This is a genomic window from Streptomyces sp. NPDC033180 (genome assembly GCF_055577645.1).
Map to the genome: position 1 here is coordinate 595,275 of NZ_JBVIPU010000001.1, position 25,599 is coordinate 620,873.

Annotated in this window: 25 protein-coding genes and 1 pseudogene; 17 read left to right on the forward strand and 9 right to left on the reverse strand. The window is 71.2% G+C overall.

All coding sequences use genetic code 11. The features are described 5' to 3' along the window. Positions 1-94 precede the first annotated feature (94 nt). The gene (locus ACZ5WE_RS02755) at positions 95-1,555 is read right to left on the reverse strand and encodes an HtaA domain-containing protein (RefSeq protein ID WP_467690649.1); all 1,461 of its coding nucleotides are present in this window, start codon (positions 1,553-1,555) and stop codon (positions 95-97) included. A 155-nt stretch (positions 1,556-1,710) separates the two neighbouring features. Between ACZ5WE_RS02755 and ACZ5WE_RS02760 the strand changes: the two genes are divergently transcribed. The 7 genes from ACZ5WE_RS02760 (at position 1,711) to ACZ5WE_RS02790 (ending at position 9,221) form a co-directional block, all read left to right on the forward strand. Beyond that, positions 1,711-2,727, forward strand: a complete 1,017-nt coding sequence (locus ACZ5WE_RS02760; RefSeq protein WP_467690651.1) for a heme/hemin ABC transporter substrate-binding protein — start codon at positions 1,711-1,713, stop codon at positions 2,725-2,727. Beyond that, the gene (locus ACZ5WE_RS02765) at positions 2,724-3,821 is read left to right on the forward strand and encodes a FecCD family ABC transporter permease (protein ID WP_467690652.1); all 1,098 of its coding nucleotides are present in this window, start codon (positions 2,724-2,726) and stop codon (positions 3,819-3,821) included. The genes ACZ5WE_RS02760 and ACZ5WE_RS02765 overlap by 4 nt, the downstream gene beginning before the upstream one ends. Next, positions 3,818-4,732: a heme ABC transporter ATP-binding protein gene (locus ACZ5WE_RS02770; RefSeq protein WP_467690653.1), complete on the forward strand. Its 915-nt coding sequence runs from the start codon at positions 3,818-3,820 to the stop codon at positions 4,730-4,732. Before ACZ5WE_RS02765 ends, ACZ5WE_RS02770 begins: the two co-directional genes overlap by 4 nt. A gap of 154 nt (positions 4,733-4,886) precedes the next feature. Further along, complete coding sequence (efeO, locus tag ACZ5WE_RS02775) at positions 4,887-6,050, forward strand: iron uptake system protein EfeO (protein WP_467690655.1); 1,164 nt, start codon at positions 4,887-4,889, stop codon at positions 6,048-6,050. 17 nt (positions 6,051-6,067) lie between these two features. Then, positions 6,068-7,366: an iron uptake transporter deferrochelatase/peroxidase subunit gene (gene efeB / locus ACZ5WE_RS02780; protein WP_467690657.1), complete on the forward strand. Its 1,299-nt coding sequence runs from the start codon at positions 6,068-6,070 to the stop codon at positions 7,364-7,366. Positions 7,367-7,381: 15 nt separating this feature from the next. Then, positions 7,382-8,380, forward strand: coding sequence for an iron uptake transporter permease EfeU (efeU, locus tag ACZ5WE_RS02785; protein ID WP_467690659.1), 999 nt, complete (start codon positions 7,382-7,384; stop codon positions 8,378-8,380). After that, positions 8,283-9,221, forward strand: a complete 939-nt coding sequence (locus ACZ5WE_RS02790; RefSeq protein WP_467690923.1) for an SCO2278 family lipoprotein — start codon at positions 8,283-8,285, stop codon at positions 9,219-9,221. Before efeU ends, ACZ5WE_RS02790 begins: the two co-directional genes overlap by 98 nt. A 39-nt stretch (positions 9,222-9,260) precedes the next feature. Here the strand turns inward: ACZ5WE_RS02790 and ACZ5WE_RS02795 are convergent, their stop codons facing one another. After that, a complete protein-coding gene (locus ACZ5WE_RS02795) occupies positions 9,261-10,004 on the reverse strand; it encodes a bifunctional DNA primase/polymerase (RefSeq protein ID WP_467690660.1) in 744 nt (247 codons plus the stop codon). Between the two features lie 170 nt (positions 10,005-10,174). Here ACZ5WE_RS02795 and ACZ5WE_RS02800 point away from each other — a divergent pair, with 170 nt between their 5' ends. Further along, the gene (locus ACZ5WE_RS02800) at positions 10,175-11,077 is read left to right on the forward strand and encodes a glycerophosphodiester phosphodiesterase (RefSeq protein WP_467690662.1); all 903 of its coding nucleotides are present in this window, start codon (positions 10,175-10,177) and stop codon (positions 11,075-11,077) included. Positions 11,078-11,105: 28 nt separating this feature from the next. Here ACZ5WE_RS02800 and ACZ5WE_RS02805 read toward each other — a convergent pair whose 3' ends face one another. Then, a complete protein-coding gene (locus ACZ5WE_RS02805; RefSeq protein ID WP_467690663.1) occupies positions 11,106-11,738 on the reverse strand; it encodes a TetR/AcrR family transcriptional regulator in 633 nt (210 codons plus the stop codon). Between the two features lie 157 nt (positions 11,739-11,895). Between ACZ5WE_RS02805 and ACZ5WE_RS02810 the strand changes: the two genes are divergently transcribed. Together ACZ5WE_RS02810 and ddaH are read left to right on the forward strand one after the other, a co-directional pair. Continuing rightward, entirely contained in the window at positions 11,896-12,075 is a 180-nt protein-coding gene (locus ACZ5WE_RS02810; RefSeq protein WP_467690665.1) for a DUF6243 family protein, read from the forward strand. A gap of 166 nt (positions 12,076-12,241) precedes the next feature. Continuing rightward, positions 12,242-13,066, forward strand: a complete 825-nt coding sequence (gene ddaH / locus ACZ5WE_RS02815; protein ID WP_467690667.1) for a dimethylargininase — start codon at positions 12,242-12,244, stop codon at positions 13,064-13,066. Here ddaH and ACZ5WE_RS02820 read toward each other — a convergent pair. The 3 genes from ACZ5WE_RS02820 to ACZ5WE_RS02830 all read right to left on the reverse strand — a co-directional run bounded on the left by ACZ5WE_RS02820 (position 13,055) and on the right by ACZ5WE_RS02830 (position 16,784). After that, positions 13,055-14,074, reverse strand: coding sequence for a small ribosomal subunit Rsm22 family protein (locus ACZ5WE_RS02820; RefSeq protein ID WP_467690669.1), 1,020 nt, complete (start codon positions 14,072-14,074; stop codon positions 13,055-13,057). The genes ddaH and ACZ5WE_RS02820 overlap by 12 nt on opposite strands. Positions 14,075-14,298: 224 nt before the next feature. Beyond that, on the reverse strand, positions 14,299-15,363 hold the full coding sequence (locus tag ACZ5WE_RS02825) for a serine hydrolase domain-containing protein (RefSeq protein WP_467690925.1): 1,065 nt from the start codon (positions 15,361-15,363) through the stop codon (positions 14,299-14,301). A gap of 59 nt (positions 15,364-15,422) precedes the next feature. Next, the gene (locus ACZ5WE_RS02830; protein ID WP_467690671.1) at positions 15,423-16,784 is read right to left on the reverse strand and encodes a Bcr/CflA family multidrug efflux MFS transporter; all 1,362 of its coding nucleotides are present in this window, start codon (positions 16,782-16,784) and stop codon (positions 15,423-15,425) included. Positions 16,785-16,901: 117 nt separating this feature from the next. Between ACZ5WE_RS02830 and ACZ5WE_RS02835 the strand changes: the two genes are divergently transcribed. Further along, positions 16,902-17,903 (forward strand): Gfo/Idh/MocA family protein, encoded by a 1,002-nt coding sequence (locus tag ACZ5WE_RS02835; protein ID WP_467690673.1) that lies wholly within the window; start codon positions 16,902-16,904, stop codon positions 17,901-17,903. Positions 17,904-17,944: 41 nt separating this feature from the next. On the opposite strand, the gene ACZ5WE_RS02840 is transcribed toward ACZ5WE_RS02835, so the two are convergent. Beyond that, entirely contained in the window at positions 17,945-19,579 is a 1,635-nt protein-coding gene (locus ACZ5WE_RS02840; RefSeq protein ID WP_467690674.1) for an alkaline phosphatase D family protein, read from the reverse strand. A 133-nt stretch (positions 19,580-19,712) separates the two neighbouring features. Here ACZ5WE_RS02840 and ACZ5WE_RS02845 point away from each other — a divergent pair, with 133 nt between their 5' ends. The 3 genes from ACZ5WE_RS02845 (at position 19,713) to ACZ5WE_RS02855 (ending at position 22,218) form a co-directional block, all read left to right on the forward strand. After that, entirely contained in the window at positions 19,713-20,564 is an 852-nt protein-coding gene (locus ACZ5WE_RS02845) for an SDR family oxidoreductase (protein WP_467690676.1), read from the forward strand. Positions 20,565-20,726: 162 nt separating this feature from the next. Next, positions 20,727-21,191, forward strand: coding sequence for a lamin tail domain-containing protein (locus ACZ5WE_RS02850; protein ID WP_467690678.1), 465 nt, complete (start codon positions 20,727-20,729; stop codon positions 21,189-21,191). Between the two features lie 121 nt (positions 21,192-21,312). Continuing rightward, positions 21,313-22,218 carry a PhzF family phenazine biosynthesis protein gene (locus ACZ5WE_RS02855; RefSeq protein ID WP_467690680.1) on the forward strand — a complete coding sequence of 302 codons (906 nt, stop codon included), beginning with the start codon at positions 21,313-21,315 and terminating at the stop codon, positions 22,216-22,218. 24 nt (positions 22,219-22,242) lie between these two features. Here the strand turns inward: ACZ5WE_RS02855 and ACZ5WE_RS02860 are convergent, their stop codons facing one another. Continuing rightward, the gene (locus ACZ5WE_RS02860; protein WP_467690682.1) at positions 22,243-22,566 is read right to left on the reverse strand and encodes a nuclear transport factor 2 family protein; all 324 of its coding nucleotides are present in this window, start codon (positions 22,564-22,566) and stop codon (positions 22,243-22,245) included. Positions 22,567-22,722: 156 nt separating this feature from the next. On the opposite strand from ACZ5WE_RS02860, the gene ACZ5WE_RS02865 reads away from it, so the two are divergent. From ACZ5WE_RS02865 to ACZ5WE_RS02875, 3 genes and pseudogenes are all read left to right on the forward strand, one after another. Next, entirely contained in the window at positions 22,723-23,268 is a 546-nt protein-coding gene (locus tag ACZ5WE_RS02865) for a DoxX family protein (RefSeq protein ID WP_467690684.1), read from the forward strand. 59 nt (positions 23,269-23,327) lie between these two features. Next, a pseudogene (locus ACZ5WE_RS02870) lies at positions 23,328-23,734 on the forward strand (ATP-binding protein). A gap of 19 nt (positions 23,735-23,753) precedes the next feature. Next, positions 23,754-24,524 carry an SAM-dependent methyltransferase gene (locus ACZ5WE_RS02875; protein ID WP_467690686.1) on the forward strand — a complete coding sequence of 257 codons (771 nt, stop codon included), beginning with the start codon at positions 23,754-23,756 and terminating at the stop codon, positions 24,522-24,524. Here ACZ5WE_RS02875 and ACZ5WE_RS02880 read toward each other — a convergent pair. Next, entirely contained in the window at positions 24,497-25,468 is a 972-nt protein-coding gene (locus tag ACZ5WE_RS02880; RefSeq protein ID WP_467690688.1) for a phosphotransferase family protein, read from the reverse strand. The two genes, ACZ5WE_RS02875 and ACZ5WE_RS02880, sit on opposite strands and share 28 nt — an antisense overlap. Positions 25,469-25,599: the final 131 nt, after the last annotated feature.

Genomic DNA, 25,599 nt, shown 5'->3' on the forward strand with positions numbered 1-25,599 from the left:
GTGAGGTGGGGTGCGGGTGCAGGGGCGCGTGCAGGTGCAGGTGCCGGGGGGGCGTGCGGGTGCGGGACTAGGCAGGGCAGGGCGTGCGGCGACGTCAGGCCCGGTCGGCGCCGCGCCGTTTGCGTACGACTCCGAACGTGACCGCCGCGGCGAGCAGCACCGCCACGCCCGCGCCGATGCCGATCGGCAGGGCGGGCGAGGTGTCGGAGGCGTCGGCGGCGTTCTCGGTCTTCGGCTCCGCGGCCTTCTTCGCCTGCGGTGTCGGGCTCGCGGAGGAGCCGAGGTCCGGCAGCGCGGGCAGCTTCGCGTCGGCGTCGAGGGCGACGGCGAGCGAGAGCGGGTCCATCTCGGAGCCCGCCTTGTACATGCCGCCGAACGCCTTGGCGCCGTCGGCGGTGAGCTTCGACGGCACTTCGGTGAGGGAGACGAGCCCGTCCTTCGGCTTCAGCTCATCGGCCGCGAAGGTGATCAGCGGGGCCTTCTTCAGCGTGACGCCCCTGTCGCCCTTGTCGCCCTTATCGCCCTTGCTCCGGACGGATGCGAAGAGCGTGCCCTTGCCGTCCTCGACCTCGACGGCGACCTTGCTCAGCGTGAGATCGAGGCCGTGTTCGCCGGTGAAACGGACCGCACCCGCGAAGTCCGCGTCGAGGGTCTGCTCCTTCTTGTCGTACGCCCCCTCACCCTGCGGGAAGCGGAAGAGCGCGCCGCCGTCCTGGGCACCGGCGGACAGTTTCCAGTCACCCTTGGCGATGGACCCGGTGACGTACTCCCGGAAGGTGCGGCGCACACCCCAGTCGACGGCGGCGTCCTCGATCCGGCCCGCCTTCGCTTTCTCGCCGGAGGACTTCGAGGCCTTCGGCTCCGGCTTCTTCGACGACTTGGACGACTTCGACGACTTGGACGACTTGCCGGAGCCGGACTTCGCCGCGAGGTCCGTGGACAGGCTCACCCGGTCGAGCTCGGTGCCCGCCGTGTAGTACCCGGCGAAGGCCTTCGCCCCCTGCGAAGTGAGCGTCGCGGGGAGGTTGTTGAGGGCGATCGGCCCTGATCCGCCCTTCATGTTGATGCCGGACATGCCGAGGGTCGCGAGCGGCACCTGGGCGTTGGTCGTGACCTTGCCCGTGCCCTTCTCCTTGCTGACCATGTCGGCGTAGAGCGTGCCGGAGCCGCCGGAGATCTTGACGGTGGGGCGGCTGATGGTGAGGTCGAGCTCGTACGAGCCGCCCTTCTTGTGCCCGAGGAAGTGCACCCCGCCCGAGAACCCGGCGCTGAAGGCCCCGCTGTCCGGGTCGTACGAGCCCTTGGCCGAGTGGAAGCGGAACTGGCTGCCGCCGACCGTGGCGGCGCCACCCTGGAGGGTCGAACTCCCTTGGGCGATGGGCCCGGTGACGTAGCTCTGGAAGGAGGATTTGATGCCCCAGTCGAGCCGTCCGCCCTGGACCGTGCGGCCTTCGGCGTGCGCGGCGGCCGCGGGAAGCAGTGCTCCGACGAGTGCGGTGAGCACGGCCACGGCTCCGGCGCGGGCGATGGCTCGCGCCTGTCTTGACGACGACATGGGACCCCTCCGGGTGTGGCTAATGAGGTAAGGCTAACCTAAACTACGATCACTCCGGCTGGAACCCCCATCCCGGCCACCCGGACCCGGGCGTCGCACTGCGGAGCCTCGGCGGGGCCCTCAACAGCACGACAGGACGGTGGACTTCGGTGCGTATGCCGCGCTCACTCCGTATCGCCGGCGCGTGGACCGCCGTTCTCGCCCTGGCCCTCACGGGCTGTGGATCATCGTCGGACGAGGGCGGCGGGGTGTCCCCCAAGGCGAAGGCCGCCGCATCGGCGCCCGACCGGGTCGAACCGCTGAAGTCACGCCCCGACCCCGCGCTCCCGGCCACCGTCACATCGGCCGACGGCAAGAAGGTCACCGTCGAGGACACGAGCCGGATCGTGCCGCTCACCGGCAGCCTGAACGAGATCGTCTTCACGCTCGGGCTCGGCAAGAACGTCGTGGCCCGCGACATCACCGCCACCTTCGAGCAGGCCAAGAAGCTGCCGGTGGTGACCCGTGCGCACGATGTCTCGGCGGAGAGTGTCCTCTCCCTGAAGCCGACGGTCGTCCTCGCGGACACCACGACGGGGCCGGCGGAGGCCATCGGCCAGATACGTGACGCGGGCATCCCGCTGGTCGTGTTCGACCCGGCGAAGGGCCTCGACGACGTGAGCCCCCGGATCGAGGCGGTGGCCAAGGCGCTGGGGGTCGGGAAGTCGGGCGAGGAGCTCAAGTCCCGTACGCAGGAGCGCATCGCGAAGGTGCGGAAGGCCATCCCCGCGTCCGCCCGCACCGAGAAGCCCCGTGTCGCCTTCCTCTACCTGCGCGGCTCCGCGTCCGTCTATCTGCTCGGCGGTCGCGAGTCCGGCGCGAGTTCGCTCCTGGAGGCGGCCGGCGCGGTCGACGCGGGCAAGGCGTCGGGCCTGGAGAAGGACTTCACCGCGATCACCAGCGAGGCGCTGGCCAAGGCGGCGCCGGACGCGATTCTGGTCATGTCGAAGGGGCTCGAATCGGTCGACGGCGTGGACGGTCTTCTCAAGATCCCGGGGGTCGCCGAGACCCCGGCCGGGCTCGACCGCCGCATCGTCTCGATCGACGACGGAGTGCTCTTGAACTACGGGCCGCGTACGGACCAGGTCCTGAAGTCCCTGGTGGGGCAGTTGTACGGGGGCGCTCGGAAGTGACCGTCCTGACCAAAGCGGCGGACGCGGCACCAACCGCCCCCGAGTCCCCGGCCCCCGGGAGTCGCCGACGGGGCACGGCCGCCACCCTGACCATCGGGCTCACCGTCGCCCTCGTCCTCCTCTGCCTCCTCTCCGCGGGCATCGGCGCGTACGACATCCCGCTCGGGGACGTCCTCAGTTCCGTACAGCACCGGATCGGGTTCGGCGGGAGCGCGCTCGACCGGGTCGGCGAGAGCGTCCTGTGGAACGTGCGGCTGCCGCGCGTGGCGCTCGCGCTGCTCGTCGGCGGGTCCCTCGGCTGCGCGGGAGCGCTCATGCAGGGCGTGTTCGGCAATCCGCTCGCCGAGCCCGGCGTCATCGGGATCTCCGCGGGCGCGGCCGTCGGAGCGGTGGCGTCGATCGCGCTCGGCCTCAGCTTCTTCGGCAACTGGACCGTGACGGTCTGCGCGTTCGTCGCCGGTCTCGCCACCGTCCTCCTCGTGTACGCCCTTTCCCGCAACGGCGGGCGTACGGAGGTCGTCACGCTCATCCTCACCGGGATCGCCGTGAACGCGTTCGCGGGGGCGCTGATCGGGCTCTGCATCTTCTTCGCGGACAACGCGCAGATCACCCAGATCACGTTCTGGCAGCTCGGCTCGCTCGCGGGGGCGACGTGGCCGAAGGTGCTCGCCGTGCTGCCGTGTGCGGTGGCCGGTCTGGTCGTGGCGCCGCTGTACGCACGGAAGTTGGACCTGCTCGCGCTCGGCGAGCGGCCCGCTCGGCATCTCGGGGTGGACGTCGAGCGGCTGCGGCTCGTGCTTGTCCTGGTGGTGGCGCTGCTGACCGCCGCCGCCGTGGCCGTCGCCGGGATCATCACCTTCGTCGGCCTCCTCGTCCCGCATCTGCTGCGGATGGCGGCAGGCCCTGGGCACCGCTTCCTCGTGCCGGGCAGCGCGCTGGGCGGGGCGGTCGTCCTGGTCGGCGCGGATCTCGCGGCGCGGACGGTGGCGGCTCCCGCGGAGTTGCCGCTGGGGGTGCTCACGGCGCTCTTCGGGAGCCCGTTCTTCTTCTGGCTGCTGCGCAGGACCCGTCGTAGGCAAGGGGGTTGGGCATGATCGGGCGGATTGCCAAGCGGCTGTTCTCTGCCGGGGGTGGGCGCGTACTGCCGGGCCCCGCCTCTCCCGGCGACGTGCTCGCGGAGGCGTCGGAGCTGGTGGTGCGGCTCGGCGGCCGCGAGGTCCTGTCCGGGGTGTCCCTCACCGCGCGGGCGGGTGAGGTGCTTGCCCTTGTCGGGCCCAACGGGGCAGGGAAGTCCACCCTGTTGGCCGCGCTGGCCGCGGATGTTCCGGTGGACGGAGGGGTCGTACGCGTCTGCGGCCGGCCCGTCGCGGAGTGGGCGGCCCGTGAACTGGCCCTGCGGCGCGCGGTGTTGCCGCAGTCCGCCGCTCTCTCCTTCCCCTTCGCGGTCGAGGATGTCGTACGGATGGGGCGTGTGCCGTGGGCGGGGACGGTGCTGGAGGACGAGGACGACCGCATCGTGCGGGAGGCGATGGCCTCGACGGAGGTGGGCGAGTTCGCCGCCCGTTCCTTCTCGGCGCTGAGCGGGGGTGAGCGGGCGCGGGTCGCGCTGGCGCGGGTCCTTGCCCAGCGGGCGCCCTTGTTGCTCCTTGACGAGCCGACCGCGGCGCTCGACCTCCGCCACCAGGAGCTGGTCCTGCGGGTCTGCCGGGAGCGGGCCGCCGCGGGAGACGCGGTGGTGGTGGTTCTGCATGACCTGGGTCTTGCGGCGGCGTATGCGGATCGGGTGGCGGTGTTGCGGGGCGGGGGCATCGCCGCACAGGGGCCTCCGGCCGGGGTCTTCACCGGCGACCTGCTCACCGAGGTCTACCGGCAACCGGTCGAGGTCTTCCCGCACCCGCGGACGGGGGCTCCGCTGGTGGCCCCGGTGCGAGGTCAGGGCGGACCCTGCGGGCCCGACATGTCCTCGAACGCCGGACGGGCTGGATACAGCCCGTCCGGCGTTTGAGGACGAACCCGGCGAAGCCGGTGGTAACCGCAACCGAAGCCCCGACGCCAAACCCTTGACCTGCGCTTTGCCCTCCGGACAGGTAAGGCACAGTTAAGTTAGGTTCCCCTCACCAGCACGCCGGAGTAAGTCCGTGCCCCGCCTTGGAGCCCCTATGCGCCCCGCCCGACTCCCCGTCGCCACCGCCGTAGCCGCAGTGGCAGCACTCACCGCCGTCACGGGCTGCACCGAGAAGAGCGACGCCAAGGGCGGCGGCAACACCGTCGAGGTGACCGCCACCGACGACAAGTGCGAGGTCTCGAAGACGAAGCTCAGCTCGGGGCATGTCGAGCTCGCCATCGAGAACAAGGGCTCCAAGGTCACCGAGGTTTACCTCCTCTTCCCCGACGACCGCATCGTCAGCGAGCGCGAGAACATCGGCCCCGGCACGAAGCAGAAGCTCACCGCCGAGGTGAAGTCCGGTTCGTACCAGATCGCCTGCAAGCCCGGCATGAAGGGCGACGGCATCCGCCAGAAGGTCACCGTCAGCGGAGGCAAGGCCGTCAAGCGCGACCCGCGCCTGGACAAGGCCGTCGCCGACTACCGCGCCTACGCGCAGGAGCAGGCCGACGCGACGCTGCCCAAGGTGAAGCTCTTCACCGACGCCGTCCGCGAGGGCGACATCGAGGCCGCCAAGAAGGCGTACTCCGACTCCCGCATCGGCTGGGAGCGCACCGAGCCCGTCGCCGAGTCCTTCGGCGACATCGACCCGAAGGTCGACCTGCGCGAGGACGGCCTGGAAGAGGGCCAGGACCTGGAGAAGGACTGGACGGGCTGGCACCGCCTGGAGCGCTCCCTGTGGCAGGACAAGAAGCTCGGTGAGCGTGACAAGGAGCTCGCCACCCTGCTGGACAAGGACCTCAAGGACTGGCAGAACCGCGTCGGCAAGGCCGAGATCACCCCGACCTCCATGGCCAACGGCGCCAAGGAGCTCCTCGACGAGGTCGCCACCGGCAAGGTCACCGGCGAGGAGGAGCGCTACTCGCACACCGACCTCGTCGACTTCAAGGCGAACGTCGAGGGCGCGGAGGAGGCGTACGGCCTGCTCAAGGCCGTCGCCTCGGAGAACGACCCGGAGCTCACCAAGGAGCTCGACAAGCAGTTCGCGGCGCTGGACAAACTGCTCGGCAAGTACCGCAAGGGCGGCGGCAAGGACTCGTACACGTTCACGTCGTACGACAAACTCGACAAGGCGGACACCAAGGAGCTGTCGGACGGCGTCAACGCGCTCGCGGAGCCGCTGTCCAAGCTGGCCGCCGCCGTCGTGAACAGCAAGTAGCAGCAGGGGGCCGCACGATGGCTGAGATCACGCACGAGACCGAGACCGAGACCGAGTCCGAGACCGAGTCCGACGACGAGAATGTCGGTGACTCCGCCTCCCCGTCCCGGCGTTCGCTCCTCGGCTGGGGTGGTGCAGGGCTCGCGCTCGGCGCCGCCGTCACCGGGGGCGCGGTGGCGGTGGCCCGGTCCGGGGACGAGACCGTACCCGCCGCGTCGGCGGGTGGCGCGGTCGCCTTCATCGGCAAGCACCAGGCGGGCATCGCGACCCCCGTCCAGGACCGGCTGCACTTCGCCGCGTTCGACGTGAAGACGGATGACCGCGAGCAGTTCGTGCGGCTCCTGAAGGACTGGACGAGGGCTGCCGCGCGGATGACCGCGGGGCACGAGGTCGGTGAGGGTGCCGTCGGGGGGCTCGCGGAGTCGCCACCGGACGACACCGGCGAGGCGCTCGGCCTCAAGCCGTCCCGGCTCACCCTCACGATCGGCTTCGGGCCCGGCCTCTTCGAGAAGTTCGGGCTCAAGGGTGACCGGCCCGCAGCCCTCGTCGATCTGCCCAAGTTTCCCGGCGACAACCTCGACGCGTCCCGCGGCGGCGGCGACCTCTGCGTGCAGGCCTGCGCGGACGACCCTCAGGTCGCCGTGCACGCCATCCGCAACCTCGCCCGCATCGGCTTCGGCAAGGTCGCGGTGCGCTGGTCGCAGCTCGGCTTCGGCAAGACGTCCTCCACGACACCGGGCGCGCAGACGCCTCGTAACCTCTTCGGGTTCAAGGATGGGACCCGCAATGTCTCGGGCGAGGACAGGTCCGCGCTCGCCAAGCATGTGTGGGTCGGCGAGAAGGACGGGCCCGGCTGGATGGCCGGTGGCTCGTATCTCGTCGCGCGTCGCATCCGTATGAACGTCGAGACCTGGGACCGGACTCCGCTCGGTGAGCAGGAGGACATCTTCGGGCGCGACAAGGGCGAGGGTGCGCCGGTCGGCAAGGCCAAGGAGCACGACGAGCCGTTCCTGAAGGCGATGAAGCCCGACTCCCACGTCCGCCTCGCGCACCCTGACAGCAACGGCGGTGCGACGATCCTGCGCCGCGGCTACTCCTTCACGGACGGCACCGACGGTCTGGGCCGGCTGGACGCGGGGCTCTTCTTCCTCGCCTACCAGCGCGACGTCCGCACGGGCTTCATCCCGGTGCAGCGCAGCCTGGCGCGCGCCGACGTTCTCAACGAGTACATCCAGCACGTGGGTTCCGCGGTCTTCGCGATCCCGCCGGGCGTCCGCGACAAGGACGACTGGTGGGGCCGGGCGCTGTTCAGCTGAGGGGATCTGACAGACATGTTCGGCAACTACCTGATCGGCCTGCGCGAGGGCCTCGAAGCCAGCCTGGTCGTCTGCATCCTCATCGCCTACCTGGTGAAGACGGAGCGGCGCGACGCCCTCAGGCCCATCTGGATCGGCATCGGGGTCGCGTGCGCTCTCGCGCTCGGCTTCGGCTGCGCGCTCACCTTCGGTTCGCAGGAGCTGACGTTCAAGGCGCAGGAGGCGCTGGGCGGTTCGCTGTCGATCGTGGCCGTCTCCCTGGTGACGTGGATGGTCTTCTGGATGCGGCGCACGGCCCGCCACCTCAAGGCGGAGCTGCACGGCAGGCTGGACGCGGCGCTGCAGATGGGCACGGGCGCGCTGGTCGCGACCGCGTTCCTGGCCGTGGGCCGGGAGGGCCTGGAGACCGCGCTGTTCGTGTGGGCATCGGTGCGGGCATCGAACGACGGGACGCCCGGTCCGCTGATCGGTGTTCTCCTGGGGCTGCTGACCGCGATCGCTCTCGGCTGGCTGTTCTACAAGGGCACGGTCCGCATCAACCTGGCGAAGTTCTTCACCTGGACCGGCGCCATGCTGGTGGTCGTGGCGGCGGGCGTGCTCGCGTACGGCGTCCATGACCTGCAGGAGGCGGAGTTCCTCGGCGGGCTGCGGAACAAGGCGTTCGACATCAGCGCGACGATCCCTCCGGACAGCTGGTACGGCACGCTTTTGAAGGGTGTCCTCAACTTCCAGCCCGACCCGACGGTTGTCCAGGTCACGGTGTGGCTGCTGTACCTGATCCCGACGCTCGCGCTCTTCTTCGCCCCGGTAGGGTTCGGGCCCGGGAAGGGGAAGGTGAACGCAACGCATGAGCAGGCTTCCAAGGCAGCGCACTCCGATGCGGCAGGTCCGGTCGCGACGGCCGGTCCGGTACGCGATGGTGGCGTCGACGGTGACCGTACTGACGGTGACGGCGAGCGGCTGCGTGACGGTGCACGGGGAGCGGGAAGTCGTCCCGTCGGCGACGAAGGCTGAGGCCGACCGCGCGCTCAAGGACTTCCTCACCGCGTACAACAAGGCCGAGAAGGCCTACGACCCGGCCCTGGACGCGGCCCGGGTCACGGGCCCGCTGAGCGCCATCAACCAGGCGGGCCTGAAGTCGAAGGGCGCGCGGAATCCGGGCGGCAACCCCAACCAGGTGCCGCTGGAGCTGACGGACGCGAAGTTCTCGATCCCCAAGAAGGCCGGCTGGCCCCGGTGGTTCGTGGCCGACACGAAGTCCAACCGCAGGGGTGACCTGCGCTGGCTGCTCGTCTTCACCAAGGGCAGCAAGGACCAGCTGTGGGAGGCGTCCTACCTGAACCTGGTGACGCCCTCGAAGATGCCCGAGCTGAAGAAGGACAAGGACGGCTTCGCGGAGCCGGTCGAGGTGAACTCCAAGGCCCTCGCGGTGGCGCCGAAGAACCTCGGCGAGGAGTACACGACGTATCTGAGGTCGGGCGGCGACACGTTCGCGCCGGGCGACCACACGTCGACATGGAAGGCGTTCCGCGACAAGAACACCAAGCGCCGCGGCATCGCCGTCCAGTACATCGACGAGCCGCAGAACGAGGGGACGTTCGCGCCGGTGGGTCTGCGCACCCGGGACGGCGGGGCGATGGTCTTCTTCTCGACGCACCACTACGAGAAGCAGACCGCCGCGAAGGGCGTGAACCTCACGGTGGAACCCGAGGTGAAGCCTCTCCTGAAGGGCGAGGTCAGGCAGTCGGTGATGCTGGAGCGCGTCTCCAACCAGGTCGTCGTCGACCCCGCGGGGTCGGGCAAGGTGACGTTCCTGAGCCGCATCCAGGGCCTGACGGGCGCGCAGGGCGAGTAACCGGTCGGGCCGGTCGGCAACGGCCTTCGCGCGCGGGCGTCAGCCTCTCATCGGCCAGGCGGCGACGTCGTGCTGTGGCTCGCCCGCGACGCGGGCGCATTCGTCGGTGAGCGTCTCGAGCAGCGTCAGCGGGTCCGGGAGCGCGTGCTCGGGGCCGCGGATCCAGTGGACCGTCAGGTCACCGGGCAGCCGCGCGGGCGGTACGAGGACGTAGGAACCGCGGCAGTGCCAGCGCAGACCGGGGTGTTCGTTCGTCGTCTCGGGGTGGCAGTCCAGCTCGCAGGGCCACCACTCGTCCTCGTCCTCGGGGGTGCCGCGGGTGAGCGTGAAGAAGAGCATCCGCCCCTCGTCCATGGTGCCCTCGGACTCGGCGACAGGGCCCACGTCGATGCCGTCGGCGAGCAGCCTGGCGAGGGCCTCGCGGCCGGCGGCAAGCGGCACGTCGAGGACGTCGTGGACCATGCCGGTCGCGGTGATGAAGTTGGCCTGCGGCTGGTGCCTCGCCCAGCGCTCGATCTGCCCGCGGTCGGTGGTGGACTGCGTCTGCCAGGCGAAGGAGATGGGGTGCCTGGCGGGGGTGGGACAGCCGATGCGGTCGCAGGAACATCGGTACGCGGAGGGGTGCGCGGCCGGTGAGAGCGGCAGACCCGCCGCCGCCGCGGCGACGAGGAGGGCCTCGCGGCCTGCCTCTTCACCTGCCGTGTCCTCCGGTCGGGGACGTCGGCGAAGCCACTGGGAAATCCTGCTCTGCCCGCCGGACCGGCGGCCGAACTCCGCGCCCATCTATCCCCTCACCTCGCATGTGTGCCGAGAAGCATCTCCCATGGTCGCACCATCCTGCTCCTCGGGGGGCCAGAGCCCACATCCGGGGTAGCTGGGGTGATGCAAGGCGCAGGGTGACATCGCGCGTCATTGCGTACTAACTGGCGATTTACCCCCCTACCGTGTTCGCCATGGTCACCAGGACTGTGCTCACGGGGCTCTCGGGCTTCATGAGCCTCACCACACTGGCTCTCGCGGCGCCCACCGGGCCGCTCACCCCGCTCGAATGGGGCCGCGGCGGCCCCCTGACGGTGGAGGCCCTCCCCCGCATCACGTACACCGCGCACCGCGGGGGCGCCCTGGAGGTGCCGGAGAACAGCATGTCCGGCCTGGTGGCAGCGTACAAACGCGGCACGTCCCAGGTCATCGACGTCGATACGCGGATACTGCGGGACGGCACCCTCGTGGCCATGCACGACGAGACCCTGGACCGTACGACGACGTCGAAGGGCCCGGTGCGCTCGCTGACGTTGCGCGAGTGGCGCAAGGTGCGGCTGCGACCCGGCCCCGGTCTGCCCGGCAGCTGGCGCTCCGAGCGGCCGCCCACGGTCGCCGAGGTCCTGGACCGCTTCGGCGGGCGGATCGTGCTGATGCTGGAGGCGAAGGACCCGCGCAGTCTGCGGACGCTCGGCTCGCTGATCCGCGCCCGCGGCCTGACGCGCTCGGTGTTCGTGAACTCCAACGACCCCGGCGTGGCCGCGCGCGCCCACCGGCTGGGCCTGCTCGCGCAGCTGTGGCGCTCCAAGGCGCAGATGCGCTCGGACCGGCCCGAGCGGTGGGCCGGGGTCGTGGACGTCCTGGACGTGGACCACAAGGCGCGGGACGTGGATCTCCTGCGCGCGGTCCACTCCGGGGTCCCCCGGGTGTGGGCGCACACGGTGACCACACCGCGTCAGCGCGACCGCGCGCTGCGGCTCGGCTGCAACGGCGTGATCACGGATACGCCGGGTCTCCTCGCGCGGACACCGGTGAAGGGCGCGAAGGGCGTGCGCGCCGCGGACCTGCGCCGGCGGTGGCCGGTCAACTCCCCGTGAGAGGGCATAACGCGTCCCGCGGGTGCGGTCAGCGCGGGGCGATGCCGTAGAGGGCGTACTCGACGAGCTTGTCGGCGTACTCGTGCGTGAGCGGTCCCGTTCGCTGCATCCAGCGCTGGGCGAGCGGGCCCGTCCACAGTTCCAGGGCGATACGGGGGTCCACGTCGGCCGCGACCTGACCGGCTTCCTGGGCGATCTCGATGCGCTTCACATACATCTGGAGTCCGGGCTCCAGGAGCTTCTCCACGTACTCGGCGCCGAGCTCCGAGTTGAGCATGCCCTCGGCGGCCAGCGCCCGCCAAGGGGCGTCGTACTTGGGGTTCCTGAACTCGTCGATGGTGGCCCGCATGACGAGTTTGAGGTCCGCCTCCAGGTCTCCGGAGTCCGGGATCTCGGTCGGGGTCAGGTCCTGGCCCGCATGGTCGCTCGCCTCCTGGTGGGCCTGCTCACCGAGGTCCAGGAAAGCGTCGAGCAGGACGGCACCCTTCGACGGCCACCAGCGGTAGATCGTCTGCTTGCCCACGCCCGCGCGGGAGGCGATCGCCTCGATCGTGAGCTTGCCGTACCCGACCTCGGAGACCAGTTCGAGGGCGGCGTCATAGATCGCGCGGCGCGAGCGTTCGCTGCGGCGCTTGGAGTCAGGGGCGGATTTCGTGGCCATGCCGTCGAATGTAGCAGCGAACAAGCCGAGACGTCCCGTCTCGTAAATGCTTGACAAGACGCTCCGTCTCGCTCAAAGTGGACGAAGAAGCGAGACGCGACGTCTCGTCGGCAGCTCGTCAGAGCTCGCCGAACGTCATCAAACCGGAGGTACGCACATGTCGCGAGGCGGAGCAGGAAACATGCTGGGTGTGGGCGGTACGCGCACCAACCTCTCCCGCAAGGCGCTGCGCGGCGGGGGCCGCGGTGGCCAGATCGGCGGCGGGCTCAGCCCGCAGGCGCAGAAGCGTGAGCTGCTGCGCAAGCTCCAGGAAGGCCGCTCGGCGCGCAGCCAGTGAGGAGAACGGGACGTGGCCGGCGTCCCGACCACCCACCGACCCGGGTGGACCACTCGCTGAACCACCCGTTCAGATCACTGCGCGAGGGCTCCTCAGACCGCACCATGGGCAGCAACTGCCCCACTATGGGCAGTAACTGACCACCGCGGTACGTGAGGAGCCCTCGTTGAGTCGTTTTCCTCGTCGCGCCACACCCCGGCGCTATCTGATGTGCTCACCCGCACACTTCAAGGTCACGTACTCCATCAACCCCTGGATGGACCCCTCGAAACCGGTCGACGTCCCGCTGGCCATCGCCCAGTGGGAGGACCTGCGCGACCGCTACCGCTCGCTCGGCCACACCGTCGAGGAGCTCACCCCGCGTCCCGGCCTGCCGGACATGGTCTTCGCCGCGAACGGCGCGACCGTCATCGAAGGCCGCGTGCTCGGCGCGCGGTTCGCCCATCCCGAGCGCGGCGACGAGGCGGTCGCCCACCTGGAGTGGTTCCGGGAACACGGCTTCACGGACCTCCACGAACCCACCCACATCAACGAGGGCGAGGGCGACTTCGCCGTCACGTCCTCGTACGTCCTGGCCGGGCGCGGCTTCCGCGCCAGCCCGCTGTCGCACGGGGAGGCACAGGAGTTCTTCGGCCGCCCGGTCATCGGGCTCGATCTCGTCGATCCCCGCTACTACCACCTGGACACGGCGCTCGCGGTGCTCGACGACGCGGCGGACGACATCATGTACTACCCGCCCGCGTTCTCACCGGGCAGCCGGGCGGTCCTGCGGCGTCTCTTCCCCGACGCGCTGATCGCCGAGGAGCCGGACGCGGTGGCGCTCGGGCTCAACGCGGTCTCGGACGGCCTGCACGTGCTGCTCCCGCAGGGCGCGGTCGGCCTCTTCGCACCGCTGCGGGAGCGCGGCTACGAACCCGTCGCGATGGATCTGAGCGAGCTGCTCAAGGGCGGCGGCAGCGTGAAGTGCTGCACGCAGGAGCTACGCGTCTAGCGCGTCGCCACCGTGGGGCGGCCAGGCGTCGCCCCACTCCGCGTCGCGGGCCGCGCGGTACAGCGGGCCATGGCGCTTGGTCACCGTCTCGCGGTGCAGCGTCTCGTCCGCCGCGCACAGGTCGAGCAGCACCTGGCCCTTGCGGATCTGCGGCTTGCGCACGACACGCTGTGCCGCCGGTTCGGCGTCGAAGCGGACGGCGGCCACGTAGCTGAACTTCTCGTCCTCGTACGCCAGTGAGCCGCCCTTGACCTGCCGGTGCAGGGAGGAGCGGCTGACGCGGGCGGAGAAGTGGCACCAGTCCTCGCCGGGCACGATCGGGCAGGCGGAGCTGTGCGGGCAGGGTGCGGCGACGCGGAAGCCGGCGGCGATCAGGCGGTCGCGGGCCTCGATGACGCGGGTGTAGCCGTCGGGGGTGCCGGGCTCGATGATGACGACGGCCTGCTGCGCCGCTGCCGCCGCCGCGTCGACGAGAGACCGCCGGTCGTCCTCCGTCAGCTCCTTGAGGACATACGACACGGTGACGAGATCAGTGCTCTCGATGCTGAGCGTCGATCCGATACGAGAGCGCTGCCACTGCACCGCCTTCAACCACGGGTTCGCGGCGGCCAGTTCACGCCCCAGGGCGAGGGCGGGCTCGGCCCAGTCGAGAACCGTGACGGGCCGCTCGGCCTCCCAGGTCGCGCTCACCGCCCAGGTCGCGGCGCCGGTACCGCCGCCGACGTCCACATGACTGCCGGGCGCCCAGCCCGCGGGCGCCGCGTCCGCGAGCGCCCCGAGCGCGGAACACACCGCCTCGAAGGTCGCGGGCATGCGGTAGGCGGCGTACGCGGCGACATCGGCGCGGTCCCGCAGAATCGGGGCGTCGGTGGGAGTGTGCCCCCGGTAGCTGGCGATCAGCCGCTCGACAGCTTGCGTGGCCTGCTTGGCCGGAAGCCCGTCGAGCAGCCCCGCGAGGGCGGTACGCAGGGCTTCGGCCGGAGAGGCGGGGGAAATCGGGGCGTTCACCCGGTGATTCTAGGGGGCGGCGGGAAGGGCCCGGTCAGGGGCGCGGGGCTGTGCCACATGCGGCTCCGCCGCGGGGGGCGCGACCGGGCCCCGTAAGGGGCACGGGACTGAGACACATGCGGCTCCGCCGCGGGGGGGGCGCGACCGGGCCCCGTAAGGGGCGCGGGGAACTGCGCGACAAGCCCCCACCGGGGCCGCAGGTGACCGCCCCGCCGAGCCCCGCGCTAGCGGGCCGCGCGGGCCAGCCGGGTCGCCGCCCGCGCCCGGGGCCCGCTGTCGGCGCGCGCCCGGCGCGGGTGGACCGTGTTCGCCAGAAGGATCAGATACGTGTCCGTGGCCGGGTCGATGACCAGCGACGTCCCCGTGAACCCCGTGTGCCCCGCCGCACCGCGCCCCGCGAGCTCCCCCATGAACCACGCCTGGTCGAGCCCGAAGCCGAGCCCCGGCGGCGTCAGCATCAACTCCACGAAGTCCGGGCCGAGGATGCGCGCAGTGCCGTACGAGCCACCGCAGAGCAGCGCGCGGCAGAACACCGCGAGGTCGCGTGCGGTGGAGAAGAGCCCGGCGTGGCCCGCGACGCCGCCCAGCGCCCAGGCGTTCTCGTCGTGCACCTCGCCCCGCAGCATCCCGCGGCCGGCCTTGGCCCAGGGCCTGCGCTGGTCCTCCGTGGCGGCGGCGTCGGGACGCGGCCCGAAGCCGGTGGCCGCCATGCCGAGCGGCCGGGTGATGCCCTCACGGATGAGGACGTCGAGCGGGCGGCGCGTGAGGCGCTCCAGGACGTGCTGGAGGAGCAGCATGTTCAGGTCGGAGTAGAGGTGGTCCCCCGGCGGACCCGACGGGGCCTCCGCACGCAGCGCGGCCAGGCGCGCGGCGTCGTCCGGGCAGTCGTACAGCGGGAGCTCGGGCCGCAGACCAGAGGTGTGCGTGAGCAGTTGCCGCACCGTGATGCCGTGCTCGGCGGCCGCGATGAACTCGGGGACGTACGCGGAGACCAGCGCGTCGATGCCGAGCGTGCCGCGCTCCAGCTGCTGCATCGCGGCGACCGTCGTGAACAGCTTGGTGAGCGACGCCAGATCGAAGGGGGTGCCGGTGCGGGTCAACACCTGCTGCGCGGGCGGCAGTTCGACGCCCGCGTCCCTCTCCGGGTCGTAGGCGGCATAGCGCACCGCGCGGCCCACCGCCTCCTCGACGGCGATCACCGGCCCGCGCCCGGCGAGCACGACGGCGCCCGCGCACCAGGGCCGCTCGCCGCGCGTCAGCGCCCGCACCTCGCGTACGAGGCGGGCCATCTCCTCCGTGTCGAGCCCCGCACGGTCCGGCGTCCCGGCGCGCAGCAGGCGTGGCGCGGTCAGTGGTCGTTCCCCTCCCGAGTCGGTCTCGCCGAGAACGCGTGCGAGTGCGAGTGCTGCCAGGGGCGGCACAGTCCCAAGAAGCAGCCGATGGCCGCGAGACCGCAGACGAGCTGCACCACGGCCATCGGCACGGCCGTGGCCTCGCCCGCGATGCCCACCAGCGGGGACGCGATCGCGCCGATGAGGAACGAGGACGTGCCGAGCAGCGCCGACGCGGAGCCCGCGGCGTGCGGGGTGCGCATCAGGGCGAGGGCGTTGGTGTTGGGCATCCCGAGGCCCATCGCCGACATCAGGACGAAGAGCCCGGCCGCGACGGGGAAGAGGCCGACGTCTCCGAAGACGCCCGACGTCATGAGGAGCAGCGCGGTGGCGGCGAGGACGATGACGCTCAGACCGAAGGTGAGCACCTTGTCGAGGCTGACCCGGCCGACGAGGATCTTGCCGTTGATCTGGCCGACGGCGATCAGGCCGACGGAGTTCACGCCGAAGAGCAGGCTGAAGGTCTGCGGGGACGCCCCGTAGATCTCCTGGATGACGAACGGCGATGCGGAGACGTACGCGAACAGCGCGGCGAACGCGAAGCCGCCCGCGATCATGTAGCCGGTGAAGACGCGGTCGGCGAGGAGCGACTTCATGGTGCGCAGCGCCTCGACGGTGCCGCCGCTGTGCCGGTTCTCGGAGGCGAGCGTCTCGGGCAGGCGCCGCCAGACCACCGCCGTCAGGGCGATGCCGACCACCGTGAGCACGGCGAAGATGCCGCGCCAGTCGGTGAAGCGCAGGACCTGGCCGCCGATGACGGGCGCGATGACCGGGGCGACGCCGGAGATCAGCATGAGGGTGGAGAAGAAGCGGGCCATCTCCACGCCGTCGTAGAGATCACGCACGACGGCGCGGGCGATGACGATGCCCGCGGCGCCCGCGAGGCCCTGCAACAGGCGGAACCCGATGAGCAGTTCGACGGTGGGCGCGAACGCGCAGATCGCGGTGGCGAGGATGTAGACGAGGAGCCCGATGAGCAGCGGCCTGCGCCGCCCCCACTTGTCGCTCATCGGCCCGACGACGAGCTGCCCGAGCGCCATGCCGGTGAGGCAGGCGGTGAGGGTCAGCTGCGCGGTCGCGGCGGACGTGTGCAGCGAGCGGGTGACCTCCGGGAGCGCCGGCAGGTACATGTCCATGGAGAGCGGTGGCACCGCGGTGAGGCCGCCGAGCACGAGGGTGACGAGGAGGCCGGTACGGCGCCGTGCGGTGAGGGAGGCGGCCGTCGGGGCCGCCGGGGGTGTGCCCTTCGCCACCGGCGGGGACTGCCGTATGAGGGGGCTTTCGGACCCACTCGTGGTGCGGCTGCCGTGCTCCGGCATGCGGATTCCCTCCCGATTAGGCGTGCGATTACCTATGCTCTCAGCTCAGCTGTGCTGGTTGAGACCATTTCCGCGGGACTCCGCGGTACTCCGGCCGTACGAACAGGGGCCCCAGTGGTGGAAGACAACCGTGAGCCCGTGCGCTGGGGCATCCTCGCGACGGGTGGGATCGCCGCGTCGTTCACGGCGAACCTCCTCGACATGCCGGACGCGGAGGTGGTCGCGGTGGCCTCGCGGACCGACGCGTCGGCGAAGGCGTTCGCCGAGCGGTTCGGGATACCGCGCGCGTACGGGCAGTGGGGCGCGCTCGCCGAGGACACGGACGTCGACGTCGTGTACGTGGCGACGCCGCACGCCTCGCACCGGGCGGCGGCGGGGCTCTGCCTGGAGTCCGGCCGCGCGGTGCTGTGCGAGAAGGCGTTCGCGCTGAACGCGCGCGAGGCGCGGGAGCTGGTGACGCTCGCCCGGCGACGCGGCCTCTTCCTGATGGAGGCCATGTGGATGTACTGCCATCCGCTGATCCGGCGGATGAAGGCGCTGGTCGACGAGGGGGCGATCGGTGAGGTGCGGACCGTGCAGGCCGACTTCGGCCTCGCCGGACCCTTCCCTCCGGCGCACCGCCTGCGTGACCCGGCGCAGGGCGGCGGCTCGCTGCTCGATCTCGGGGTGTACCCGGTGTCGTTCGCGCAGCTGCTGCTCGGGGAGCCTTCGGGGGTGAGTGCGAGAGCAACGCTCTCGGACGAGGGCGTTGATCTCCAGACGGGAATGCTGCTCTCGTACGAGAGCGGTGCTCACGCTGTGTTGCACTGCTCCATCAACGCGGGCACCCCCGTCACCGCCTCCGTCACCGGTTCGCAGGGCCGCATCGACATCCCGAACGGCTTCTTCTTCCCGGACCGCTTCGTGCTGCACCGCGACGGCCGCGACCCCGAGGAGTTCGCCGCCTCCCCCGAGTACGGCCCCCGCGACAGCCTCAGGCACGAGGCGGCCGAGGTCATGCACCGCCTGCGCGCGGGCGACACCGAGTCCCCCCTCGTCCCGCTGGACGGCACCCTCGCGGTGATGCGGACCCTGGACGCGGTGCGGGAACGGATCGGGGTGCGCTACCCGGGCGAGTGAGCGCGCACCCCGCAAGCCGTACGGCCCGTTGAACTGCCGGGTTACGCGGGCTTCAGCCCCGGGTTCCCCGCCTCCGTCACGAACGACGCCGCCGTCATGATCGGCGCCCCCGGCGTGGTCACCGCCGACACCGTCTTGAAGTCGGCGCGCGCGGACTTCTGGCCGAGGTCCACGGTGACGTAGCCGCGCCGCCCGTTGTAGAACTTCATGTGCGGGTTGGCCTTGGTGTACGTCTCCCAGGTCGCGGGCTTGTCGGCGCCGTCCTTGCCACTGGCGACCGACGTGGCGACGATCTCGGTGCCGACCGTCTTGGACGCCTGGTCGTCGAAGTCGGCCTTGATGTCGTAGGCGTACCCGACGTGCACGTCGCCCGTGAGCACCATCAGGTTCTCGATCCCGGCCGACGCCGCGCCCGCGAGGACGCGGTCGCGGGAGGCCGGATAGCCGTCCCAGGCGTCCATGCTGAGCTTCGCCACCGCGTTGAGGTCCAACTTCCGCTGCGAGAAGTTGACCTGCTGCGGCACGACGTTCCACACCGCCTTCGAGTTGCGCCAGCCGTCGATGAGCCAGCGCTCCTGGGTGGCTCCGGTGATGGTGCGCTTGGGGTCCTTGGACTCCGGCCCGGGGATGTCGGCGCCGTCGCCGTAGGCCTGGTTGGAGCGGTACTGCCGCGTGTCCAGGATGTCGAACTGCGCGAGCAGGCCCCACTGCACGCGGCGGTAGAGCTGCAGGTCGGGGCCGATGGGCTGCTGGGGGCTGCGCAGCGGCAGGTTCTCCCAGTACGCGCGGTAGGCGGCGGCGCGGCGCACCAGGAACTCGGCGGGCGGGTTGCCGTTCTCGTCGAGGTCGTCCGCGTAGTTGTTCTCGGTCTCGTGGTCGTCCCAGGTGACGACGAAGGGGTGCGCCGCGTGCGAGGCCCGCAGATCGGGGTCGGTCTTGTAGAGGGCGTACCGCAGGCGGTAGTCCTCCAGCGTCTGCGTCTCGCGGTTGAAGATGGCGGGCAGGGTGCGGTCGGTGTAGTTGCGGGCGCCGCCGACCGAGTTGACCGCGTACTCGTAGAGATAGTCGCCGACGTGGAAGACGACATCGACGTCGTCCTTCGCCAGGTGCTTGTGCGCGGTGAAGTAGCCGTCGTGGTACGCCTGGCAGGACACCGCGGCGAGCTTCAGGGAGCTCACCGTGCTGCCGGCCGCGGGCGCGGTGCGGGTCCGGCCCGTCTCGCTGATCCACTTCCCGGTCTTGAACCGGAAGTAGTAGGTCCGCCCCGCGTCCAGGAAGCCCACCTCGACGTGCAACGTGTGGTTGTACTCAGGATGGGCGATCTCGATCCCGCTTCTGGCGACTCGCTGGAAACGGGCGTCGTGGGCCAGCTCCCACTCGACGATGACGCGCTGGTTCGGCAGACCGTTGCCCGGTTCGTACGGCGCCGGGGCGAGGCGGGTCCAGAGCAGGACCGAGTCGGGCTGCGGGTCGCCGGACGCGACGCCGAGCGTGAACGGATCGTCGGCGATCTTGCGCGCGTCCATCTCGGCGACGCCCGCCGCGCCCGCGGTCGGCAGATTGGTGGCGAACGCGAGCGCGGCCGCGGCGCCGGTGACGGTCAGGAAACGCCGGCGGCCCAGGTGGCGCGCGGCGGCTCGAAGCTCGGCTGTGTCCTGCTGGCCTTTGGGTGTCATATGGCCCTCCCCTGACGATTGGTGTCCCGGGCATGCAAGTGGCGGGGGAAGACGCGCGACTGTCGCGTACACAACACCCAAATGGCGGGCGGATGATGACCCTATGGACACACCTCCCGTACGCTGCGGGGCCATGAACGCTGAGCCAATTGGGCACCCAACCGGACAAGCAAGGACCGCCGTGGTGACCGGAGCGGGCTCCGGGATCGGCAGGTCCGTGGCAGTGGAACTGCTGCGGGCCGGATGGTCCGTGGCGCTCGCGGGGCGCCGGAAGGAGACCCTGGAGGAGACGGCGGCGATCGCCGCGGGGGTGTCGGAGGGCGCCGCGGTGCGGCCCGTCCCGCACGCCGAGGGATCCACCGAGGCCAGCGCCCCTGCCGAGACCGACGCCCTGTGCGTGCGCACCGACGTCTCGCGGCCCGAGGACGTGGCCGCTCTCTTCGCCGCCGTGCGCGACCGCTTCGGCCGTCTCGACCTCCTCTTCAACAACGCGGGCACGTTCGGCCCCGGCGGCGTGCCCGTCCACGAACTGGAGTACGACGCGTGGCGGCACGTCGTCGACACGAACCTCAACGGCGCGTTCCTGTGCGCGCAGGCGGCCTTCCGGCAGATGAAGGAGCAGGACCCGCAGGGCGGCCGGATCATCAACAACGGCTCCATCTCCGCGCACGTCCCGCGCCCGCACTCCATCGCGTACACGGCGACGAAGCACGCGCTGACCGGCCTGACGAAGTCCCTCTCCCTGGACGGCCGCCCCTATCGGATCGCCTGCGGCCAGATCGACATCGGCAACGCGGCGACGGACATGACCGAGCGGATACAGGCCGGCATCCTCCAGGCCAACGGGGAGTTGGCATCCGAGCCGGTGATGGACGTGTCGGACGTGGCGCGGACGGTGCGCCACATGGCGGAACTGCCGCTGGAGGCGAACGTGCAGTTCGCGACGGTGCTCGCGACGAACATGCCCTTCGTCGGGCGGGGTTAGCCGCTAGGACCCCTGGTGGCCGACCGTGACCGCGCACTCACGGTCGGCCCACATCTTCACAATCGGAATAGAAAATTCCACGTTAATTACCCGCATCGCACCCCGTATGCTCAGCGTGCCCTCCACGAGAACTCCACATTCAGAGCACACTCGGAGCACACCTTGCGCATACGTTCCGCGGCCCCGGCCGTCCTCGCCGCGGCCGCACTCGCGGCCCCTCTGCTCGCCGCTTCCCCCGCGAACGCGGCGGGCCACCAGGGCGGACTGCACCTCGGGTACATCCAGTTCGACAGCCCGGGCCGGGACACCCGTTCCAACTCCTCGCTGAACGCGGAGTGGGTGAACATCCACAACAACTCCGGCTCGGCGGTCCAGCTCAAGGGCTACAAGCTGAAGGACAACACCGGCTACACGTACACCTTCGGCAGTTACAAGATCGGCGCCGGCAAGACGGTCAAGGTCCGCACGGGCAAGGGCACCAACGCGTCCGGCGTCCGCTACTGGGGCCGCGGCTCGTACGTCTGGAACAACACCAGCGACAAGGCCCGCCTCATCAAGCCGAGCGGTTCGCTCAAGGACTCCTGCTCCTGGACGAACAGCAACCCCGGTTACAAGAGCTGCCACTGACGGCTCACATGCCACTGTGAAGGGGAGGGGAAGGCAGGGCAGCCGCTCCGTGGCGGCCGGTGGGAACCCGCGCCGGGGGGCCGCGGGAATGACCGGGGCCGCGGAACGGTTGCCCTGCGACATGACGACGAGATCAGCCAACACCCCCGCAGACGTACTGCGCTACACCGCGTTCGCGACCGACCCGGCGGGCGGCAACCCCGCCGGGATCGTGCTCGACGCCGCCGGCCTCGACGACGCGGCGATGCTGGAGATCGCGGCGGAGGTGGGCTACAGCGAATCGGCGTTCCTGACCCCGGCGACTCCGGCGGCCCTCGGGTCCGGCTCCGGCTCCGGCGACGCGGCCCGCTCCTTCGACGTGCGCTACTTCAGCCCGCGGGCCGAGGTCTCCTTCTGCGGACACGCGACGGTGGCGGCGGCGGTCGCACTGGCCGAACGGGGCGACGGCGCGGGCGACTTCGTCTTCTCCACGCAGGCGGGCACGGTGCCGGTGACCGTGACCGACGTGGACGGCACCCTGCGAGCCACGCTCACCAGCGTGGAACCGCACGTCGATGAGGTCGCGGCGGCCGATCTGGCCGAGGCCCTTGCTGCGCTCGACTGGCCCGCGGACGACCTCGACCCGGCCCTGCCGCCCCGCATCGCCTACGCGGGCGCCCGCCATCTGATTCTGGCCGCCGCGACCCGCGAACGCCTCGCCGACCTGTCGTACGACTTCGAACGTCTCGCTGCTCTGATGCGCCGCCTGGATCTGACCACGGTCCAACTGGTGTGGAGGGAGTCGGCCTTGACCTTCCACGCGCGCGACCCGTTCCCGGTGGGCGGCGTGGTGGAGGACCCCGCCACGGGCGCGGCGGCGGCCGCGTTCGGTGCGTACGCACGGGAACTGTCCCTTGTCCCTGCGGAGTCGGAACTCACTCTTCACCAGGGCGCGGACATGGGACGCCCCGGGGTGCTCACGGTCAGCCTGCGCGAAGGGGACGCGAGGGTCCGGGTGAGCGGGGCCGCCGTGCGGATCGGGGGCTAGGCAACCGGCACGGGCAGGTCCCGCTCAGGCCTGCCCCGTCTCGAACCGGGAGACCTTCGCGCCGTCGACGGTGAACCGCCACTTCGTCCGCATCTCCCCCCACGTGTCGTTGCGGTACGCGACGATCAGCACGCGCCCGCCGTCCGACTCGTTCTCCACGTCCATGTGGCCGTTCGAGGAGAAGATCTCGCGCTCCGTCCACTCGGCGACGTCCCGGTCGGAACCGTCGTCGGACATGGTCACGTCGGGCGTGACGGCGGCCTGGAAGGCGGACTGGTCGTGGGCGTTCACGGCGGTGACGAAGGCCCGGACCGTCGGGTCGGACAGCCGGTTTACCTGAATGCTCATGCCCCCACGGTCACATCGGCCGCCCCGCCTCGCCACCGGACGGGGTCACTCGTACGGCCGGTTGAGCAGGGTGTGCGGCCGGGCGCTGACGGACGGTGGGGGACGAGGGAGGACGAGCCCCCCTCCCCCACCGCTCTCACCCCAGGAGACAGCGCCATGACCCGTTCCTGCTTCGACCGACGCGACCTGGGCCTTCTGCTGCTCCGCGTCACCACCGGCGGCGTCCTCGTCGCCCACGGCACCCAGAAGCTCTTCGGCTGGTTCGGCGGCCACGGCATCGAAGGCACCGGCGCCTTCATGGAGTCCATCGGCTTCGCGCCCGGCAAGGCGAACGCCGTCATCGCCGGGCTCGCCGAGGCCGGCGGCGGCACGCTGCTCGCCCTCGGCCTCGCGACCCCAGCCGCCGGTTCCGCGGCGGCCGGCGCCATGGCCGGGGCGACGGCGGTGCACGCCCCCAACGGCTTCTTCAGCCAGGGCGGCGGCTACGAGTACCCGGCGTTCCTCGGCATGGTCGCGGCCACCCTCGCCGTCACGGGCCCCGGCGCCTACTCCGTCGACGACGCGCTCGGCCACTCCTTCAACCGCAACTGGATGGTGCCCGCGGCCCTGGCGGGCACCGCGCTCGGGGTGCTCGTCTCGGTGGGCTCACGGGCGAAGAACGTACGGGAGCAGGAGAACGGGTCGGGGCCTGACGAGTCCTGACGGCCGCGCTTCAGGACTGACGGCCGCTGCACTGCGTACGTGGTTGCCTGACCCCCAAGATCGTGTGGATCAACGGAAGCTTCGGCGTGGGCAAGACCACCACGTCCGAGGAGCTGCGCCCTCGTCATCGAGACGGCACGCCAGCTGCTCGCGTACAAGGGTGGGACGTTGGTCATCCCGCAGACGGTGCTCGTGGAGGAGTACTGGACGGAGCTGTGTGAGGGCCGGCCAACTCGGCGTGCCCGTACACCATTTCGTGCCGCACACCGACGCCGAGACGTTGATCCGGCGCATCGAGTCCGACGTTCCGGCGCTCGTCCCCTGGCGTCTCGACCACGTCGTCCCCTGCCAGCAGGCGCTGCCATGGCCGCGGCGCGCGGGCGAGGTGGTCGACACGACGGACACACCGCCGGACGGGGTCGCGCGGCGTATCGCGGTGAAAGTCGCTGGTGGGGAGGAGAGTTGACCGGATAGCGTCCTCGCTCATGACCGAGACCACCATCCAGAGCCTGCCGCCCCGGCTCACCCGGCTCACCTTCCACGGCCCGCTGTCGGAAGCGAGGGCCGCGCGGCTCGTCGAGCGCGTCGCGCCCGGCGTCGGCTCCGTCCTCGATCTCGGCTGCGGCTGGGGCGAGTTGCTGCTGCGCGTCCTCGACGCCGCCCCGGACGCCACCGGCGTGGGCGTCGATCTGTCGGCCGATGACCTGGCCAGGGGTCGGGCCACCGCCAAGGAGCGCGGTCTGGCCGAGCGCGTCCTGTTCGTCGAGGAGTCGGCGACGGACACCGCCCGCGGCCCCGCCGACCTCGTCCTGTGCCTGGGCGCGAGTCACGCGCTCAGCTCCGCCGAACCGCCCGGCCACACCGAAGCCGCCCTGCGGGAGCTGCGCCGCCTCGTCAGCCCCGGCGGCCGCGTCGTGCTCGGCGAGGGCTTCTGGCAGCGCACGCCCACCCCCGACGAGCTCGCCGGGATGTGGCCGGGCGCCCACGCCGGCGAACACCTCTACCTGGGCGACCTCGTGGACGCGGCGATCGCCGCCGGCTTCCGCCCCCTGTGGGTGGAGACGGCGGGCGCGGAGGAGTGGGAGGAGTTCGAGTCCGGCTACCGCACGGACGTGGAGGAATGGCTGGCCGCGCACCCCGGTCACCCGCTGGCCGCCGAGACCCGCGCCAAGGCGGACCGCCAACGCGACACCTGGCTGCGGGGCTACCGCCAGGTGCTCGGTCTGGCCTACCTGACCTTGATGCCGGTGGGCTGAGGGCGGCCGCTCGTGGTGTCGAACCACGCCTGGGCCAGCGCGTCCAGCGTCGGCTCCGGCGGGGCGGGCAGTTCCCGTAGATACCAGGGCAGGTTGCTGTAGACGTGCAGCAGGGTGTGGGCGAGGAGTTCACGCGGCTCGAACGTGTGGCCGTAGGCGCGCATGAAGCGGCCGAGGAGGCCCGGCTCCGCGCGCGTGACGAAGAGGCCGACGCCCACGAAGTCGTACGCCCTGCCCCCGATCATGGCGGGCTCGAAGTCGAAGAGCCCGGTGAGCCGGGGCCGCCCCGCCCCGTCGACGGCGCCGACCAGCAGATGCTGACGCATGAACTCGGTGTGCAGGAGGACGGGCGGCGCATCCGCACGCAGCGGTACCGCGTCAAGGAAGGCCGGGATCTGCTCCAGCCAGCTCTCCGGCAGCCCGCGTTTCCGCTGCCGCGCGACGGCCCCGGAGCGCTGCCTGCCGAGGAAGGCCCCCCAGTCACCGGGCCCGAGCACGTCGGTGAGCGGCCCGGGGTCCAGGGCGTGCAGCGCGGCGAGCGTCTCACCGGCCTCGGTGACCAGGCGCTCCCGGTCGGCGCGCGAGAGACGCGGCCAGACCGCGGCGAGGTCTTCGCCGGGCAGCCGGGACATCAGGACGTACCGCCAGCCGTTCTCGTACGCTCCGGACGCGTGCACCCGTGGTGTGGGGACCGGCAGCCGCCCCTGAAGATGGCTCAACACCCGCGCCTCGGCCAGGGCGTCCTCGGCCGCGGCGCCGGGAAAGAGCTTGAGCACGAGGTCGTCCCCGACGGCGTAGACGGGCTGCGACCCCTCCGGGAACCGGTGGAGCGGCGCCCCGGCGAGCCCGAGCCTGTCGCAGAGATCCTCAACTGCGGGCCGCATGACGGCCTCATCGGGGACGACGACGTCCCATTGCTCGTCGGTGTCCACGGGAGGCAGCATGATCGGAACGGTAGGAGGCGGCGAGGGCGACGGCAACGCATTTAGCCGGCCCGACGGCTGCCCGCGCGTGCGCGATACCGACCGAAGTCTGCCGCCCATCGACTTTCGGCCGCTCCCGCGCGCGTACCCGC

Coding starts and splice junctions, on each gene's coding strand:
- ACZ5WE_RS02755 (WP_467690649.1), bottom strand. CDS start 1,555: ATGTCGTCGTCAAGACAGGCGCGAGCCATCGCCCGCGCCGGAGCCGTG.
- ACZ5WE_RS02760 (WP_467690651.1), top strand. CDS start 1,711: ATGCCGCGCTCACTCCGTATCGCCGGCGCGTGGACCGCCGTTCTCGCC.
- ACZ5WE_RS02770 (WP_467690653.1), top strand. CDS start 3,818: ATGATCGGGCGGATTGCCAAGCGGCTGTTCTCTGCCGGGGGTGGGCGC.
- efeO (WP_467690655.1), top strand. CDS start 4,887: ATGCGCCCCGCCCGACTCCCCGTCGCCACCGCCGTAGCCGCAGTGGCA.
- efeB (WP_467690657.1), top strand. CDS start 6,068: ATGGCTGAGATCACGCACGAGACCGAGACCGAGACCGAGTCCGAGACC.
- efeU (WP_467690659.1), top strand. CDS start 7,382: ATGTTCGGCAACTACCTGATCGGCCTGCGCGAGGGCCTCGAAGCCAGC.
- ACZ5WE_RS02790 (WP_467690923.1), top strand. CDS start 8,283: ATGGTGGCGTCGACGGTGACCGTACTGACGGTGACGGCGAGCGGCTGC.
- ACZ5WE_RS02795 (WP_467690660.1), bottom strand. CDS start 10,004: ATGGGCGCGGAGTTCGGCCGCCGGTCCGGCGGGCAGAGCAGGATTTCC.
- ACZ5WE_RS02800 (WP_467690662.1), top strand. CDS start 10,175: ATGGTCACCAGGACTGTGCTCACGGGGCTCTCGGGCTTCATGAGCCTC.
- ACZ5WE_RS02805 (WP_467690663.1), bottom strand. CDS start 11,738: ATGGCCACGAAATCCGCCCCTGACTCCAAGCGCCGCAGCGAACGCTCG.
- ACZ5WE_RS02810 (WP_467690665.1), top strand. CDS start 11,896: ATGTCGCGAGGCGGAGCAGGAAACATGCTGGGTGTGGGCGGTACGCGC.
- ACZ5WE_RS02825 (WP_467690925.1), bottom strand. CDS start 15,363: ATGGCCCGCCTCGTACGCGAGGTGCGGGCGCTGACGCGCGGCGAGCGG.
- ACZ5WE_RS02830 (WP_467690671.1), bottom strand. CDS start 16,784: ATGCCGGAGCACGGCAGCCGCACCACGAGTGGGTCCGAAAGCCCCCTC.
- ACZ5WE_RS02840 (WP_467690674.1), bottom strand. CDS start 19,579: ATGACACCCAAAGGCCAGCAGGACACAGCCGAGCTTCGAGCCGCCGCG.
- ACZ5WE_RS02845 (WP_467690676.1), top strand. CDS start 19,713: ATGAACGCTGAGCCAATTGGGCACCCAACCGGACAAGCAAGGACCGCC.
- ACZ5WE_RS02855 (WP_467690680.1), top strand. CDS start 21,313: ATGACGACGAGATCAGCCAACACCCCCGCAGACGTACTGCGCTACACC.
- ACZ5WE_RS02860 (WP_467690682.1), bottom strand. CDS start 22,566: ATGAGCATTCAGGTAAACCGGCTGTCCGACCCGACGGTCCGGGCCTTC.
- ACZ5WE_RS02865 (WP_467690684.1), top strand. CDS start 22,723: ATGACCCGTTCCTGCTTCGACCGACGCGACCTGGGCCTTCTGCTGCTC.
- ACZ5WE_RS02875 (WP_467690686.1), top strand. CDS start 23,754: ATGACCGAGACCACCATCCAGAGCCTGCCGCCCCGGCTCACCCGGCTC.
- ACZ5WE_RS02880 (WP_467690688.1), bottom strand. CDS start 25,468: ATGCTGCCTCCCGTGGACACCGACGAGCAATGGGACGTCGTCGTCCCC.